12 protein-coding genes are annotated in these 16,410 nt (G+C 75.5%); 11 read left to right on the top strand and 1 reads right to left on the bottom strand.

Annotation, left to right across the window (positions count from 1 at the left end; translation table 11 throughout):
- Positions 1-107: 107 nt before the first annotated feature.
- On the bottom strand, positions 108-1,463 hold the full coding sequence (locus CUT83_RS27915) for a COG1470 family protein (protein WP_240957980.1): 1,356 nt from the start codon (positions 1,461-1,463) through the stop codon (positions 108-110).
- A gap of 204 nt (positions 1,464-1,667) precedes the next feature.
- Between CUT83_RS27915 and CUT83_RS27910 the strand changes: the two genes are divergently transcribed.
- The 11 genes from CUT83_RS27910 to CUT83_RS27865 all read left to right on the top strand — a co-directional run bounded on the left by CUT83_RS27910 (position 1,668) and on the right by CUT83_RS27865 (position 16,370).
- Complete coding sequence (locus CUT83_RS27910) at positions 1,668-2,390, top strand: helix-turn-helix transcriptional regulator (RefSeq protein ID WP_101258588.1); 723 nt, start codon at positions 1,668-1,670, stop codon at positions 2,388-2,390.
- Between the two features lie 217 nt (positions 2,391-2,607).
- Entirely contained in the window at positions 2,608-5,703 is a 3,096-nt protein-coding gene (locus CUT83_RS27905) for a DUF11 domain-containing protein (protein WP_101258599.1), read from the top strand.
- Positions 5,700-6,401 carry a Pvc16 family protein gene (locus tag CUT83_RS27900; protein WP_101258587.1) on the top strand — a complete coding sequence of 234 codons (702 nt, stop codon included), beginning with the start codon at positions 5,700-5,702 and terminating at the stop codon, positions 6,399-6,401. Before CUT83_RS27905 ends, CUT83_RS27900 begins: the two co-directional genes overlap by 4 nt.
- Before the next feature lie 62 nt (positions 6,402-6,463).
- The gene (locus CUT83_RS27895) at positions 6,464-8,518 is read left to right on the top strand and encodes an ATP-binding protein (RefSeq protein ID WP_241524837.1); all 2,055 of its coding nucleotides are present in this window, start codon (positions 6,464-6,466) and stop codon (positions 8,516-8,518) included.
- 160 nt (positions 8,519-8,678) lie between these two features.
- A complete protein-coding gene (locus CUT83_RS31265; RefSeq protein ID WP_241524835.1) occupies positions 8,679-10,226 on the top strand; it encodes an eCIS core domain-containing protein in 1,548 nt (515 codons plus the stop codon).
- 146 nt (positions 10,227-10,372) lie between these two features.
- Positions 10,373-11,941, top strand: a complete 1,569-nt coding sequence (locus CUT83_RS27885) for a phage tail sheath family protein (RefSeq protein ID WP_101258585.1) — start codon at positions 10,373-10,375, stop codon at positions 11,939-11,941.
- A 34-nt stretch (positions 11,942-11,975) separates the two neighbouring features.
- Positions 11,976-12,416, top strand: coding sequence for a phage tail protein (locus CUT83_RS27880; protein WP_093851372.1), 441 nt, complete (start codon positions 11,976-11,978; stop codon positions 12,414-12,416).
- Entirely contained in the window at positions 12,413-12,907 is a 495-nt protein-coding gene (locus tag CUT83_RS27875; RefSeq protein WP_101258584.1) for a zinc-ribbon domain-containing protein, read from the top strand. The genes CUT83_RS27880 and CUT83_RS27875 overlap by 4 nt, the downstream gene beginning before the upstream one ends.
- Positions 12,904-13,062 carry a DUF6760 family protein gene (locus CUT83_RS30440; protein WP_165869495.1) on the top strand — a complete coding sequence of 53 codons (159 nt, stop codon included), beginning with the start codon at positions 12,904-12,906 and terminating at the stop codon, positions 13,060-13,062. Before CUT83_RS27875 ends, CUT83_RS30440 begins: the two co-directional genes overlap by 4 nt.
- Before the next feature lie 2,719 nt (positions 13,063-15,781).
- Positions 15,782-15,913: a hypothetical protein gene (locus tag CUT83_RS31465; protein WP_277347721.1), complete on the top strand. Its 132-nt coding sequence runs from the start codon at positions 15,782-15,784 to the stop codon at positions 15,911-15,913.
- 31 nt (positions 15,914-15,944) lie between these two features.
- Positions 15,945-16,370, top strand: a complete 426-nt coding sequence (locus CUT83_RS27865) for a phage tail protein (RefSeq protein WP_101258582.1) — start codon at positions 15,945-15,947, stop codon at positions 16,368-16,370.
- Positions 16,371-16,410: the final 40 nt, after the last annotated feature.

The following is a 16,410-nucleotide window of genomic DNA, read 5'->3' as shown; positions in this document are numbered from 1 at the left end:
CGCCCATCCGGGCGGAGCCGGTTTTCGGTCCTGGCCCATCGTTTTCCAGACAGGGCAGGATCCGGATGTTCAGCCGGGCCGCCGGCGGATAGTCTTGTGAAGGGTGTTCACCCCGCTGTACGGCTGAGCACACCGCTCACGTTCAGAACTTCATGGCATCCCCGCGCCCGGCGACCGGTGGCCGGTGTGCCCGGCTTCTCACAGGTCACTTCCATGGTCACGGTTTCGTTCTCAGGGATCTCGATGGGGGTCACCCAGTGATAGTCCTGGTTGCGGAAGGTCTCCAGCGCGATCGTGGTGATCTTGCGTTCGCCGAACGTGATCGTCAGCACTCCCTCGTCGCCCTGGAAGTTGGCGACGACGATGTCCGTGACCCGGAAGACGCTGTTCTCCGGTACCGAGTAGGTACCGGGCCTGGTCTCCCCGTCGGGTGTCCGCAGGTCGATGGTCGCCGAACTCTGCCGGCCGGCGCCGCCCGGGACTCCGGCGTCGCCGTCGGCCGCGCCCCCGTCGCCACCGGGACCGGACGACGCTCCCGTGCCCCGTTCACCGGGGCGGGCTTCCGAACCCCCGCCGGGGCCGGTGCCCGGCCCCTGTCCGCCCTGCTCCCCGGCATGCGTGGGACGCGACTGGACCACCTCGCCGGCCGCTTCCTCGGCCGCCTCCTCCGCGGCACTGCGCACCACCGGACGGACCAGCGCGAACCAGGCGAGCAACAGCGCCAGCAGCGCCGCGAGCACCACGAGCAGCCACTTGGGGAAGACCGGGATCTGGACGAGCTCCGCCTCCAGAGGCGCCCGGACGGCGGTCTCGTCCCGTCGCTCCGTCTCCCGGTCGCCGGCTTCGGCGGTGTCCACGGTGAACGGCCACACCACCGGGGAGCCGAACCACACCGGCTTGCCCGTACGGACCCGCAGCCCGGCCTCCACCGACTCCCCGGGCTGAATCTCCGGCTCCGCCGGGCTGAAGGCGAACCCCAGTTCCTCACCCGCCTGACCGGGGGTGAAACCCACCCGCACGGGGGTGTTGCCCCGGTTGCGCACCTTCAGCCGGTAGCGGCCCCGCAGCCAGCCGTGCCGGCGGCCCGGAGTCAACTCCGTGTGCAGTTCCCGGAACTCCGCGACGTGCACGGTGGTTTCGAGCACCCGCACCGACTCGGGGTGTTCGGCCGGCAGGATCCGCACTCCCAGGGGCGTCTCACCGGCCCGCGCCTGCGGGGAGCGCGGCGGCTCCAGACGGATCGTCACCGTCTGCGAGGTGCCGGGATACAGGGATATCCGCGGGGTGTCCACGGTGGACCAGGCGGCACAGTCCCCGACGACCTCCAGGCTGTACGCCTCGACGATGTCGCCGTCGTTGCGGACCGTCACACTGGTCGTGGCCGTGTCGCCCGGTGCCACCGTCACCACCGGGATGTCGGGGCCGGCTGCACCGGGGCCGGAAGAGGCTTCGGAAGGCGTCACGCCGCCACGGTAGGACCCAGCCCAAGGGCTCGACGAGGAGCGCGAGGGCAACACCCGGGCAGTCGTCGTGCCCGGGGGCAACAACCGATCTCTCCGCCGGAGGGCGTGGCCCGCGGTGTTCCGTCGCCGTGTGCCGGCAGCGCACGGGCGGCCCGTCCCCACGTCGTCCCACGGACCCAGCACTTACGGAACAGGTGGCTTCCCATGCACTCCCCAGAGAAGAGCGCCCCGCCCACGACCGCCTCCACACCATATGTGCCCGCCCAGCCCCGGTCCGTGCACCGGCCCTCCCGTCCCGATCTCCCGGGCCGGGTGACCGTGGCCGTCTACGCCGCCGATCCCGTCCTGCGCGTCGGCGTCGTGCAGCAGTTACGCTCGCGCCCCGAGGTGGACCTGCTCGACGGTGCCGACATGGAGCGGGCCCAGACGTCGCTGGTGGTCGTGGACGGCGTGGACGACGACGTGGCCGCCCTGCTGCACCGGCTGCGGCACAACACCGCCACCCGAGCCGGTCTCGTGGTCGGCACTCTGGGGCCCGGCGCGCTGCAACGCGTCGTCGAGTGCGGCGTGGTGGCGGTGCTGCGGCGTGCCGATGCCGACCAGGACCGTCTTCTCCACCTGGTCCTGGCCATGGCCAACGGCGAAGGCGTGCTGCCCGGCGACCTGCTCGGCAAGCTGCTCACGCACGTGGGCGGCCTCCAGCGTTCGGCGCTCGACCCGCGGGGTGTGTCCCTGTCCACGCTGACCACGCGCGAGGCGGACATGCTGCGTCTGGTGGCGGAAGGCCTGGACACCGCGGAGATCGCCCGCAAGACCGCGTACTCCGAACGGACCGTCAAGAACGTGCTGCACGAGATCACCACACGGCTGCAGCTGCGCAACCGGGCCCACGCCGTCGGCTACGCGCTGCGCAACGGGCTGATCTGACGGCGGCCGGTACCGCGGCACTGCCCGAAAGCGCACCACACGCTTCCCCCGGGTACGGCCCCGCCGCCCTGCCGCGCCGCACGCGGCCGTCGCAGGGTGGCGGGGGCACACCCGGATGCCGCATCGGACTGCGAGGGGGACCGTGGGGACCGCGAGAGGAAGCGCCGGATCCGGCGGGCGGAGGCGCCCGGCCAGGATCGGCACGTCGTTGCTGCTGATGATCCCGCTTCTCACGGTCACGGCGGCCTCCGAACAGGACCCCGGGCAGGGTGGCGGCGAGGTCCGGCCGCGGTCGGCCGACACCGCGGGCACCCGGGTCGCGTACGCCGGCACCCGGCACCGCAGCCTCGGCCGGGTCACCGGCGACACCTCCAGCGCACCGCTGTTCGGCGAGGGCCCGGCCCACTTCGACGTCCAGCCGTCCGCCCTGGGCGACGCGATGGTGTTCGCGAGCCGCCGTGACGAGAAGGACCCCCAGATCTACCTGCGGTCCGCCGACGGCTCGGTACGCCGTCTCACCGGCGGCCGGGACGCCGCGCACCCCCGGCTGACGCCGGACGGCCGGGCCGTGGTGTTCGACTCGGCCGAACCCGGCGGCCCGGGCGGCCGCGAGCAGCGCGACCTGTGGCTGGTGCGCACCGACGGCACCGGCCTGACGCGGCTCACCGACACCCCCTCGGACGAGGAGCACCCGACGGTCTCCCCGGACGGACTGCGCCTGGCGTACTCCGGCGACAGCGGCCCGGGAGCCGGCCGGCAGCTCTACGTACGGCCTCTGGCCGGCGGCCCCGCCTCCCGGATCACCGACCCCGCCGACGGCGAGGCGACCGAGCCGGTGTGGAACCCGGCCGGTGACCCCGCCCACCGGGACCTGATCGCGTACACCGCCACAGCCGCCGGGCAGAACGGCCCCCGGCTGCGCGTGACGGACGGGCGCACCGACGAGCCGCTGCTCGAAGGCGCGCAGGCGGGGTGGCGTGCCCACGGAGCGGCGTGGCTGCCCGGCGGGGACGAGGTGCTGTTCCTGAGCCCCGAGACCACCTGTGAGTGCGAAGGCGACTGGGACCACGTGTTCCGGGTGCCCGCGCGCTCCGACCGGGTCCCCTCACTGGTGCTCAGCGAGGACCGGGAGGTCCTCTCCCCCACCTGGCTCGGCCCCCTCGACGGCGGGAGCGCGGTGGTGGAGCGCACCTCGGCCTCCGGCCCGAACACGGTGACGCTGCAGGACGTCCGGCTGGACGGGGCCGACCCCAGGGACCTGGGGCTGACGATCCTCAGGGAGGACCCGAGGGCCGACACCGAGACCGACCCCGCCGAGGACCCGCTGTTCCGGCCCGACCCCGGGTACGACCCGTGGACCGAGCGGCAGAACTACACGCCCGACGGCCGCCGGATCGTGGTGACCCGCTTCGAGGGCGACCCCGGCAGCCGCATCCAGCGGATCTGGACGGCGGACGCCGACGGGACCGGCGCGGCGCCCCTGCCGCTCACGGGGCGTGGCCCGGGAGACCGGGACACCGACCCGACGCTCTCCCCGGACGGCAGGCACCTCGCCTTCACCCGGACCTCTCCGGGCGGCACCGATCAGGACCCCGGCCCCGGCCGCATCCTGATCGCGGACGCGGCGACCGGCGCGATCCGCGGCGAGATCGTCCCGCCCGGCGGACAGGGCGCAGGCGGCGACGCCCAGCCCGCCTGGTCCCCCGACGGCGCCACCCTGGCCTTCACCCGCGACCACGTGATCGACGGGAGGGGCGGCAGCAAGCACGTCTGGACCGTGCCCGTGGACGACCTGGACCGGCAGCGCGACCTGAGCGCCGAGATCTGCCCGGGCGACTGCGAGGTCGTCGACGACAGCCCGGCGTTCTCACCGGACGGGCGCACCGTCGCCTTCAACCGGAAGAACGGCGGCGGCCGGACCGACGAACGCAACGGCATCCTGCTGACCTCCCCGTCGGGCGACGACTGCCGCGTGCTGCTGCCCGACGCCGCCCGCGGCCTTCCCGGCGCCTGCCGCCGGGAGCTGCCGGACACCTCGGCCACCGGCCCGTTCCAGCCGCGTGACGCCGCCTGGACGGCCGACGGCAGGCATCTGGTGTTCAGCTCGCGCGCCGCCCTCCCGGCCAACAGCCCCGAGAAACTGCATCTGGTGGAGATCGCCTCCGGCCGCCTCACCCCGCTCACCGCCGGGCTGCCGGGCCGGCAGAAGGAACCCGCCGTGCAGCAGTCCGTGGACCTCGCGGTCCGCGCACCCGGCACCGTGCCCGGGGTAGCCGTGGGCCGTTCCGCCACGGTCCGCGTGGACGTCGTGAACAACGGCCCGGCCGCCTCCCCCGGCACCCGGCTGACCGCCGCACCGCCGCCCGGCGTGCGGATCACCCGGCTGACCCGGCCCGGCGGCACCTGCGACGCCGCCGCCCTCCAGTGCGACATCGGCGTGGTGCCGCCCGGCACCACCGTCCCGGTGGACGTCACCCTCACCGGGACCGCCCCCGGCGACGCACCGGTCGGCTGGTCGGTCACCGGCACCGTCCTGGACCCGCGGCCCGCCGACAACTCGGGCCGAACCGTGGTGCCGGTACGCGCGGCCCCGCCCCCGGAACCGCCCACCAGTCCTCCGCCCGCCGATCCACCGCCCGCCGTGCCCCCGGCGCCGGACGAGCCCGAGGCCGGGCCCGGGGTCCGTGTCACGGCCCAGCCGAACCCCGGCTACGTCGGCGGGCGCGTCGTGGTGACGTACACCGTCCGCAACGGCCGCAACGCCCTGGCGACCGGGCTGCGGCTGCGCATCGGCCTGCCCCGGGACGTCCCGCACAACGGGCCGCCGCCGGGCTGCGACCGCTCCTGGACGTGTGCGCTGCCGGACCTGGCCCCGGGTGCGAACACCGTCGTCCGGGTCGTCCTCAGCCCCGACAGGGCGCTGACCGGCCGCGTCACCGGTGAGCTCACCACCACCGGAACGGACGCCGACCGGCGCGACAACACCGCCCGGCAGCGGCTGCGCGTCCTCCAGCCGCGCATCGTGGCGGTGCCCGAGATCGGCAAGCCCGGATTCGTCACCTCGGTGCGCGGCCGGGACTTCCCGCCGGGAGTGCCGGTGCGGTTCACCTGGAAGCCGGGCATCACCGCGTCGGCGGCGCCGACCGTGCCGGAGCCGGACGGCACGTTCATCGGCCAGCTGCTCATCCTCGCCAAGGACCGGACCGGGCCGCGCACCATCACCGCCACCGGTCCCGGGTTCTCGGCGGTGAGGACCGACTTCCTGGTGGTCAGCGGCAGTGTGCAGCCGCCCGGCGAGGTGACCCGCCGGTGATCCACGAGGTCGACGAGGGGCTGCGCCGTCTGCTGGGCGAGTCCGGCCTGGAGGCGTCGGGCGTCGAGGTGGTCTTCGACGCCCCCACCCGGGACTGGGCGGCGCGCCGCACCGGCCCGGCGGTCTGCGTCTTCCTGTACGACATCCGCGAGGACACCGCCCGGCGCGGCAGCGGCACCGGAGAGGTGTACGACGCGGACGGACACCTCGTGGCGCGGCGCACCCCGCCGCGCTGGTTCGAGCTGACGTACCTGGTCACGGCCTGGGCGAGCCGCCCGCAGGACGAGCACCGGCTGCTCTCGCAGGTACTCGCCCGCCTGGTGGCCGCCGACACCCTGCCCGCGCGGCTGCTCACCGGCACGCTCGCCGAACTCGGCCTGACCGTGGGACTGGAGACCGTGGGGGCGGGGGACGACGTACCGGCCGTCTCCGAGGTGTGGTCGGCGCTCGGCGGGGAGCTGAAGGTCTCGCTCAAGGTGCGGGTGAGGGCGCCGCTCGCCGGAGTGAGCCGCACCGTCGCGCCGCCGGTCACCGAAGGGCTCGCCGTGCGCTCCGCCGTCCGGCACGGGGACGGGGAGCCGGCGGGACGGCGGCTGCGCTACACGGAGGTGGGCGATCCGGGACCGGAGGGCTTCGCCGGTCCACGCGAGCGGCCGTCCGCGCCCGCCCGGCGCCGCCGGGGGGAGCGCCGGCCGTGACGCACACCGCCGAAACCGCCCCGCGGACCGCCGCCGAGGCCACCGCCGTCGTCGGCGTCGGCGTGGAGCATGTGTGGGCGCGGCTCCGCGCGGTGGAGGAGCGGGTGCGGCACGCGGTGGCGTCCCGCCGCGCCACCGACCCCGACCCCGACGACCCCTACCGGGGCCAGTACCTCACCCCCGAGGCGGCCGCCCGCATCCTGGACGAGCCGGGCGGCCTCGGCCTGCCCGCCCACGACCCCTGGCATCCGCCGGCCGGTTCCGTCCTCGGCGGCCTCGCCGCGCGGTTCGGACTGTCCCCGCTGGACCTGGACCTGCTGCTGATCGCGGTGGCGCCCGATCTGGACGCGCGGTTCGAGCGGCTCTACGGCTACCTCAACGACGACCTGACGCGCCGCCGGCCCACGGTCGGGCTCGCCCTGGAGCTGTGCGGGCTCGCCGGGGCGTCCCCCGCCCGTTTCCGGCTCGCCCCCGGAGCGCCGCTGGTGGAGGGCGGTCTGCTGGAGGTCACCGAGCCGGAACGGCCACCGCTGTCCCGTGTCCTGGCCGTACCCGACCGGGTCACCGGGCACCTGCTGGGCGACGCGCGACCCGACACCCGGCTCGCCGGGGTGCTCGGCGAGGCGTGGGAGGACCCGACCGCCGAGGCGGCGCAGATCCGCGCAGCGGCCGCCGCGGCCGGGACCGGTGCCGGCCTGGTCCACCTGCGCGACCGGGGCGGCGACGCCGGAGGGCTGGCCGTGGCCGCCCTGCGCGCGGCCGGGCCGCGTCCGCTCGTCCTGGACGCGGCGGCGCTCGCCCGGCGCTCCGGCGACGTGCCGGCCCTCGCCCGGGTGGCCGCCCTCGAAGCCCGCCTGACCGGTTCCGGGGTCGTCCTCGGCCCCCTGGAGGCACTGCCCGACAAGCCCGGGGAGCGGGCCCGGATACTGGCGGCGTTGTGCGGTGCGCTGCGGGGGATCCCGCTGCTGACGCACGGCACCACCGACTGGGACCCGGCGTGGGCGGCCGACACCCCCGTCGTCCTGACCGTTCCGGCACCGTCCCCCGAGCGGCAGGCCGAGCGCTGGCGGCACGCCCTGGAGCGGGCCGCCGTCGGCGACCGCGCGGCCGGCTCCGCGGCCGACGGCACCGAGGCGCTGGCCCGGGCGGTCGCCGCGCACCGCCTGGACTCCGGGCAGCTGCGCCGCGCCGCCGACGTGGCGACCCGCACCGCAGCCCTGGCGGGCCGCCCGGTGGACCCCGACGACCTGCGGGCCGCCGTGCGCGCCCAGAACGGTGCGGGACTGGACCGACTCGCCCGCCGGGTGGAGCCCGGCGTCGGCTGGGACGACCTGGTCCTCCCGCCGGCCACCCACCGGCGGCTGCGCGAGCTGGCGCTGCGCGCCCGTCACCGCGAGCAGGTGCTCGGGCGGTGGGGGATGCGGCCCGGCGGCGGCCGGGGGCGCGGGGTGATCGCGCTGTTCGCCGGCGAGTCGGGCACCGGCAAGACCATGTCGGCCGAGGTGGTCGCCGCCGACCTGGGCATGGACCTGTACGTGGTGGACCTGTCCACGGTGGTCGACAAGTACGTCGGGGAGACCGAGAAGAACCTGGAGCGGATCTTCACCGAGGCGTCGGCCGTCAACGCGGTACTGCTCTTCGACGAGGCCGACGCGATCTTCGGCAAACGCTCGGAGGTGAGGGACGCCCACGACCGGCACGCCAACATCGAGTCGGCGTATCTGCTGCAGCGCATGGAGTCCTTCGACGGGATCGCGGTGCTCACCACCAACCTGCGGGCCAACCTGGACGAGGCGTTCACCCGCCGCCTGGACGTGGTGGCCGACTTCCCCGTGCCCGACGCAGGGCAGCGCCTGGCCCTGTGGGAGCGGTGCCTGGGCGGGGTGCTGCCCCGGGACGGCGATCTGGACCTCGCCTTCTGCGCGGACCGCTTCGAGATGGCCGGCGGCTCGATCCGGGCCTGCGCGGTGACGGCCGCCTACCTCGCGGCGGAGGCAGGGGGGCCGCTGACGATGCGGCAGGTGGTCAGGGCGGTCGCGCAGGAGTACCGCAAGCTGGGCCGGCTGGTCCTGGCGGGCGAGTTCGGGCCGTACCTGGCGGAGGCCGCCGACGCGTGAGGGGCGGGCCGCGCGGGTCCGCCGCCACCCACCGGACCCGTGCGGGCGGCCCCGAAGGGCAAGAGGAGAGCCCGGCCGCCGCCCTCCCGTCCCTTGCCCCCCGCTCCGCGCGCCGGTGGCCTTGGTACGGCCCCGACCAGCGAACCGGAAGGCGCGTCACGTGCAGACCCACGAACCGGATCAATCGGCCCAGCGGCGGGCCGGCCGGCCCCGGACGGGACGGGCGACCACCTCATCGCCGGCCGGGGGCGCCGCGGCGCCCCCGGCCGGCCTGCTCGGCCTCCAGGCGTCGGCCGGCAACGCCGCAGTCACCCGCATGGTCCAGCGTGCCCGGTGCGAGGCCGACGGCGACCGGGAGTGGGGCGGCGCGGCGCCGGTGCAGCGCTCCACCGTCCACCAGGTGCTGCGCGGGCCCGGACGGCCGCTCGACGCGCCGCTGCGTGAGGAGATGGAGGCCCGGCTCGGCGCCGACTTCTCCGACGTCCGCCTGCACACCGGCGCGGCCGCCCGGCGGTCCGCCGCCGAGATCGGCGCCCGCGCCTACACCTCCGGCCGGCACGTCGTCATCGGCGACGGCGGCGCCGACAGGCACACCCTCGCGCATGAACTCACCCATGTCATCCAGCAGCGGCACGGCGCGGTCACGGGCACGGACCGCGGTGACGGACTGCGCGTCAGCGACCCCGGCGACCGCTTCGAGCGGGCCGCCGAGGCCAACGCGCGCCGCGCGCTCGCGGGTCCGGCCCCCGTCCGGCAGGCGGAGGCGACCGCCGCCGGGGCAGGGCGGAAGGCCGGTGAGGACACCCCGGTGCAGCGGGCCATCGCGTGGTACAAGCAGTCCACGAACTCCCTGGACGCGTTCGGGAGGGCGCTGGGGGACCTGGTGGAGAACGCGGCCGAGACCATCATCGCCAGCCCCGACCACGTACCGGTCACCAACAACGGGTACATCGAACGCTGGTACCAGGTGGTCAACGCCTACATGAGCGACCGCTCGAAGACCGCGTTCCTGCACACGGCGTTCGGCTACGCCGTGGAGGCGCTCGTCACGGCCAGGCTCAACGAGATCAGGGGCCACCTGCCGGCCGGCTGGACGATCGCCACCCAGGTCACGCACGGCCACACCCGGCCGGACATCGTCGTCTTCGACGACCAGCGCGTCGAACAGGCCTGGTTCGACATCACCTCGCTCGCCAGCACCGGCCACATCGGGAAGAAGACGGGGACGGCGTGGGGCACCAGGCCGCACGTCGCCGAGGTCGTCTATCCCCCCCTCGACCCGACCCGGCTGGCGCCCGGCAACGCCACACCCGAGCAGCGGGAGCAGCTCCAGCAGGCGGCCGAACAGGAGCGGCAGAAGGAGAGGGACCTGGTCCTCCACCTCGACGGACTGGCCACTACCGTCTACAAGCACATGCTGGACGACGTGGCGGTCGGGAACGACAAGGCCAAACAGCGCAAGTTCTTCGAGGAACACATGTACGCGCTGCTGGGGGACGCGGCCGTCGGCGCCATGCGGACCGGGACGAAGCTGCCGCCCAACACGGCCAAGTCGTTCCTGGCGCACCTGGACAAGTACAAGCGCAAGTCCCCCGATGACCGCCCCTGGCCGGCCACCTTCGGCTACACCGGCAACAACGCGACCGGGCGGGACCCCGTCACGTTCGAGCGCATCCTCAACGAACTCGTCGTGCGGGGCAAGGTGTGACCGGTGCCGGGCGGCCGGCGCGGGGAGTCCGGGAGGGCAGTTGTCCTGCCCCCGCGCAGGGCCGCGGGTCCCTGTCCCCGGGCCGGACCCACCGCGCAGACTCGCCCTGGACACAGGTGACCTGCAAGAACGCTTAAGGAGCGAGCATGCCGACGTACCTCACCCCGGGCGTGTACGTGGAGGAGGTGCAGTCCGGTGCCCGCCCGATCGAAGGGGTCGGCACCGCCGTCGCCGCGTTCGTCGGGTTCGCCGGGAGCGGCCCGTTCCACACGCCGACGCTGGTCACCAACTGGGATCAGTACACCCAGACCTTCGGCGGCTTCACCGAGGGCACCTACCTGGCCCACGCGGTCCACGGGTACTTCTCCAACGGCGGCGGCGCCGCGTACATCGTGCGGATCGGCGGTTCCGCCGAGGACGCCTCCGCGCCGGCGTCCGACGGCGGCGCGCGGCAGGAGGACCCGGTGGCGGAGCCGGCGGAGATCGGCGGCTTCCTCATCGCGGCCCGCCCGGGTGTCTCGGGGGTGTCGGTGGAGATCGCCGACGCGGACGGTGAGGACCCGCCGCAGGACCGCTTCAAGGTCCTGGTCCGCCAGGGCGACCAGGTGGCCGAGACGTACGAGGCGTCCAGCCGCAAGAACGTCAAGGGGTACCTGGTCAGCCAGGCCCGCGCCTCCAAGCTGATCGAGGTCACCGAACAGCGGGGCACCGGCCAGAGCAGGCCCGCCAACCAGACCGTGGCGCTGCCCGGCGCCCCGGCCGCGCCCACCGCGCCCACCGCGCCCGGCTCCGGCGAGGTGTCCCGCCTCGACGCGTCCGAGTACGTCGGCGACCCCGCGGCCCGCACCGGGTTCGGCGGCCTGGAGACCATCGACGAGATCACCATGGTCGCGGTGCCGGACCTGATGAGCGCCTACCGGCGCGGCGACATCGACGCCGAGGGTGTGCGCACCGTGCAGCTGGCGGTGATCTCGCACTGCGAGCAGATGGGCGACCGGGTGGCCGTCCTGGACACACCGCCCGGGCTGACCGCCCAGCAGGTGCGCGCCTGGCGCAACGACGAGGCGGGCTACGACTCCCGGTACGCGGCCCTCTACTACCCGTGGGTGCGGGTCTTCGACCCGGCCGCCGGACGCAACGCCGCCGTCCCGCCGAGCGGCCACATCGCCGGGGTGTGGGCGCGCAGCGACGCCGAGCGCGGCGTGCACAAGGCGCCCGCCAACGAGGTGGTCCGCGGCGCGGTGGACCTGGAGTTCCGGCTCAGCAAGGGCGAGCAGGACCTGCTGAACCCGATCGGCGTGAACTGTGTGAGGGCCTTTCCCGGCCGGGGCATCCGGGTGTGGGGCGCCCGCACCCTCTCCTCCGACCCGGCCTGGCGCTACCTGAACGTACGCCGCCTGTTCAACTACCTGGAGGAGTCGATCCTCCTGGGCACCCAGTGGGTGGTCTTCGAGCCGAACGACGACCGGCTGTGGTCCAGCATCCGGCGCAACGTCACCGCGTTCCTCACCGAGGAGTGGCGCCGGGGCGCGCTGTTCGGACGCACCGCCGAGGAGGCGTTCTATGTGAAGTGCGACCGCGACAACAACCCGCAGGAGTCCATCGACCAGGGCCGGGTCGTCTGCGAGATCGGCGTCTCGCCGGTCAAGCCCGCGGAGTTCGTGGTGTTCCGGCTGGCCCAGTTCTCCGACAGCACCAGCCTCATCGACGAGTGACCCACGGGTCCGCAAGGAAAGGTGACCAACAGTCATGGCAGTGGGCGATGCTCTTTCCACCCATGTCTTCGGCGTGCAGCTCGGCGGCTACCTGGTCGAGTCGGTCCAGGAGATCAGCGGGCTGACCGTCGAGGAGGAGGTCGTCGAGGTCAAGCAGGTCAGCGCGGAGGGCAAGCAGATCATCCGCAAGCAGCCCGGCGCCCGGCAGGCCGGGGAGATCACGATCACCCGGGGACTCGACCAGAGCAGCGAGTTCACCAGTTGGATCAAGGAAACCCTGAACAACGGCGCCGTGAACTCCGCACGGCAGAACCTCACCATCGAGATCAAGGACTCCGAGGGCAACACGGTCCGCCGCATCCAGCTGATGCAGGGCTGGGCCTCCAGGTGGGAGGGCCCGTCCCTGAAGGCCGGCGAGTCGTCTCCGGCCACCGAGTCCGTCACGATCGTGTTCGAGGAGATCATCGTCGAATGAGACGCCGTACGGTGACGGCGGGCAATCTGGAGGAGATCCTCCAGGTGACGGCGCCCGCCCCGGCCGCGGAGCAGACGGCGGCGGCCCCCGCCGCCGCCTCGCCGCCCGGAGAGGACCACGGGCTGCGCACCGAGTTCGAGTTCGAGCTGCCGCGCGGCTACGTCGACGAGGCGGGCACGGTGCACCGCCACGGCGCGATGCGCCTGGCCACCGCCCGCGACGAGCTGCGGCCCCAGATCGATCTGCGGGTCAAGGAGAACCCGGCGTACCTGAGCGTGGTGCTGCTGAGTCAGGTGATCACCCGGATCGGCACGGTCACCGATGTGCACGCCGGGGTCGTGGAGCGGATGTACGCCACCGACGTCGCCTTCCTCCAGGACTTCTACCGCCGCGTCAACAGCGAGGGCCACACCCGGGCGGCGGTGACCTGCCCGCACTGCGAGGGTGGCTTCGAGGTCGACCTCTCGGGTGGGCGCCTGGGGGAATCGTGACGTACGCCCTTCCCCGGCTCCGGGAGGAGATCGCGTACATCGCCTACCACTTCCACTGGCCACGCGAGGAGATCCTCGACCTGACCCATGACGAACGACGGCAGTGGGTGGCCGAGATCGCCCGTATCAACACCCGTGTGAACGAAGGCGGTTGAGCTCATGGCATGGTGGGGCAGGCTGCGCCGCCGGACCGCCCCTCCCGGGCGGACCGCCCGCCCCGGCGGTCCGCCCGAAAGAGGCGGTCCGGACCGGGGCGCGCCCGGCGGGCCGGTCTCCTCCGTGCCCGGCGACTGGGACGGCGGCTGGCGCCGTACCGCGCCACCGGAGCTCACCGTGGCACGCGCACCGCTCGGTGTCAGTGACGGCCTGGCCTTCCGCGCGGGCCTGGCCGCCTGGCGGAATCCGTCGTTCGGCACCGGTCTCGGCCATGCCGTGCTGCCCACGGCCCCGGCCGGTCTGGTGCGCGGTGTCGCCCGCCCGGCCGCCCCCCGGCATGCCCGCGAAGGCGGGGGGCCGCTGCTGCTGCGGGCAGTGCGCCCGCGGGAGGCCGACGGCCCGTGGGAGGGCGCGTCGGAGGCCGGAGCCGCGGACGGCCCGGCCCGTCCGGCCACTGCTCCGGCCGCTCCCTCCTCTCCGGCCGCCCCGCCCCTTCCGTCCGCGAGCGCGGGCTCGGGGCGGGAGCCGGCCGTGGCGCGCCCCGGCGACGGCGGTGACGACGGCGGTGACGACGGCCCCGCCGGGAAGGGCGGTCCGGCCGATGCGCCGCGCCCCCGTGGGCTCACCTCCACGGGCTCACCCGCCGTGTTCTCCCCGTCGCCTCCCCGCGTCCAGCGGGCGGCGAGGCCCGCCACCGGTCCGGTCGTGGCCCCCGCCGACGGCGGCCCCCGGCCAGCCGTTCCGGAGATCCCGCTGGTACGGCGCGTGGCCGTGCTCCCGGCCGCAGCCACTGACGGGAGCGCGACCCGGCCCGCTCCCGGTGGGTCCGCACCTTCCGAACCGGCCGGCCGGCAGACGGCGGCGACGGCTACGGCGGCCACGGCGGCGGTCGCGGAGCCACGGCTCACCCGGGGCGGCAGGCGGCCGGGGACGGCCGTCACGGCCGGCTCCGAGGCGTCCCGCCCGCTCGTCCGGGCACGTCCGGTCGATTCTTCTCCGACCGTGGCCCGGCGCCCGGTCGGACCGGCGCGCCGCCTCCCCGCCCTGCCGCCCGCCGCCGCTCCGGCACCCGGCGCCGGTACGCCCCCCGACGCACCCGGCGCCGGTTCGACCGCACCGGGCGAGGCGAGGGCGCGCTCAGCCGCTCCCGGGCAGCACGCCACCGCGCGCGCGGCAAGCCGCGCGCCCCTGGGCGCCCCGCTGAGCGGGCTGCCCCCCACCGCCGTGTCGCTGACGGAGCCCGGCCCGACCCCGGCAGCGGCGCCGACCACATCGCCCGCGCCCGGCGCCGGAGCCGCGCCCGGTCCGGCGCTGCCCGTCGTCCAGCGCCGCACGGACGGCGCACCGGACGGCGCACCGGATCCGTCCGACGGCGACGCGGGGGGAGCGGCCCACGACGCCCCGCGCCGGGGCCCGGGCGCGGGGCGGACCGGGGCACGTACGCGCGGCGGCCTGGGCGCACCGCTGTCCGCGCTGCCGCCGAGCGCCGAACCGTCCGGCTCCCTCCCATCCGGTGACCGCGCCTCCCGCACGGCGCACGGGCCGGACCTCCGGCACGCTCCGGCGCGCCGGGGCCGGGAGTCCGCCGAAACCGCACCGCCCGCCGTACCGCCCGCCGTACCGCCCGCGCCGGGAGGCGGCGGTGCGGGTGCGCCGCTGCTGGGAACGGACGGCTCCCGGCGTGGTCCCGCAGACCTCTCCCCCACCGGGGACACCGCGCCGTCCGGACCCGTGAGCCACCGAAACGGGCCCGCCACGCCGCTGGTGACGCCGGCCCCGTCCGTCGTCCCCCACCAGCCGGCTCCGGGGGGCTCCGTCGGCACCGCGGGCGGGGAAGGCCCGGCGGGGAGCGCACGGCGGCCCGGTGCGGCGCGCGGCGGGCCGGGCTCCGGAAGCCGGCGGCCCCCCGCCGCGCCGGGCCCGGCCGTCGTCGCCCGGACCGTCGCCGGCCCGCGCCCCCTCACCGTGACACCCTCCGGGTCGCACTCGCACACCGCACCGGCAGCGCACCGCACCCTTGCGCTGCTCACCGCGCGCCCGCTCACCCTGAAGACCCGGGTTCCGCAAGGGGCGGCGGAGCCCTCCGTCTCCCGCCCCGGTGGACGTACTCCCGTGGTGGCGGCGCGCTGGTCCGACGCACCGGCCGCCTCCCGGGACCACTCCGCGCCGACCGCGGGCAAGCCCGTACGGTCTGCGGGACCGCGAATCCAGCGGGCCGCGTCCGTGCCCGTGCCTCCCGGTCCCAAGGCGTCCGGCTCCAGGGGCGCCGGGTCTTCCGGTCCCGGCCGGCGTGTCCCGGTCGTCCGGCCCGCGCCGCCCCGCGGACAGACCTCCGGGGCGGCCCCGGCCCCCGCCGTGCCGGCGCGCTCCCTGCCGGCGGCCGGCCCGCAGACGCCGGCGTTCGCCGACCGCCCGCCGACCACACCGGCACCGGCACCGGCACCGGCGGGGAACATCCCCGTGGTCCGGCCACGGAACGCCGCGCCGGTCCCCGGGCCGGCTCCGGTCCGCGGCCCGGCGGCGGGCGGCGGGACCGGCCGGGCGGCGGGACCGGTCCAGCGCACCGCCACGGGCACCGGCCGCGCCGCCGTGCCCGCGGGTGTGCCGGCCAGGGAGGTACCGGCGCGCGGCCGGCCGCGGTCGGCCTCCGCGCCGTCCGCACCGCCCGCCCCCTCCGCGCCGTCCGTATCCGGCAGGGGCACGGCCCGTCCCCCCGAGGTGCCGCAGGACCCCGGCCTCGACCTGGACGACCTGGCGCGCCGCCTGCTCGACCCGATGGCCCGGCTGCTCCGTACCGAACTGCGGCGCGGCCGGGAGCGCACGGGCCGCCCCTACGACGGACGCCGCTGAAGGAACGGAACGAAGGACGGACGACGGACCGATGACGGACAGCATCTTCGCGACGAGCGTGTTCTTCCGGCTCGCGATCGGCGGCGACGACCTGGGCGCCTTCCACACCTGCTCCGGCATGGGTGCCGAGGTCGAGATCGAGAGCTACGCCGAGGGCGGCAACAACGGCTTCACCTGGAACCTGCCCGGGCGTGTGACCTGGTCGAACATCACGCTCACCCGGCCGGTCACCGCGGACACGGTGAAGATCGGCCGCTGGCTCGACGAGACGCTGCGGCGGGTGGAACCCAAGGAGGGCGAGATCGTGGCGCTGAGACCGGACCTGACCCCGATCGTCGGCTGGCAGGTGTTCGGGATCGTCCCGGTGCGCTGGCAGGGGCCGTCCTTCGATCCCTCCAGTTCCCAGGCGGCGGTGGAGACCCTGGAGATCGCCCACGAGGGGCTGCGCCCCTCCTGACGCGCGCTCACGCACGCCTCCCCCCAGACGCCCTCGTTCA

Origin of the sequence: Streptomyces barkulensis, from assembly GCF_002843305.1 — a bacterium.
Lineage (GTDB): Bacteria > Actinomycetota > Actinomycetes > Streptomycetales > Streptomycetaceae > Streptomyces > Streptomyces barkulensis.
This window is presented reverse-complemented; position numbering and strand designations above follow the sequence as displayed.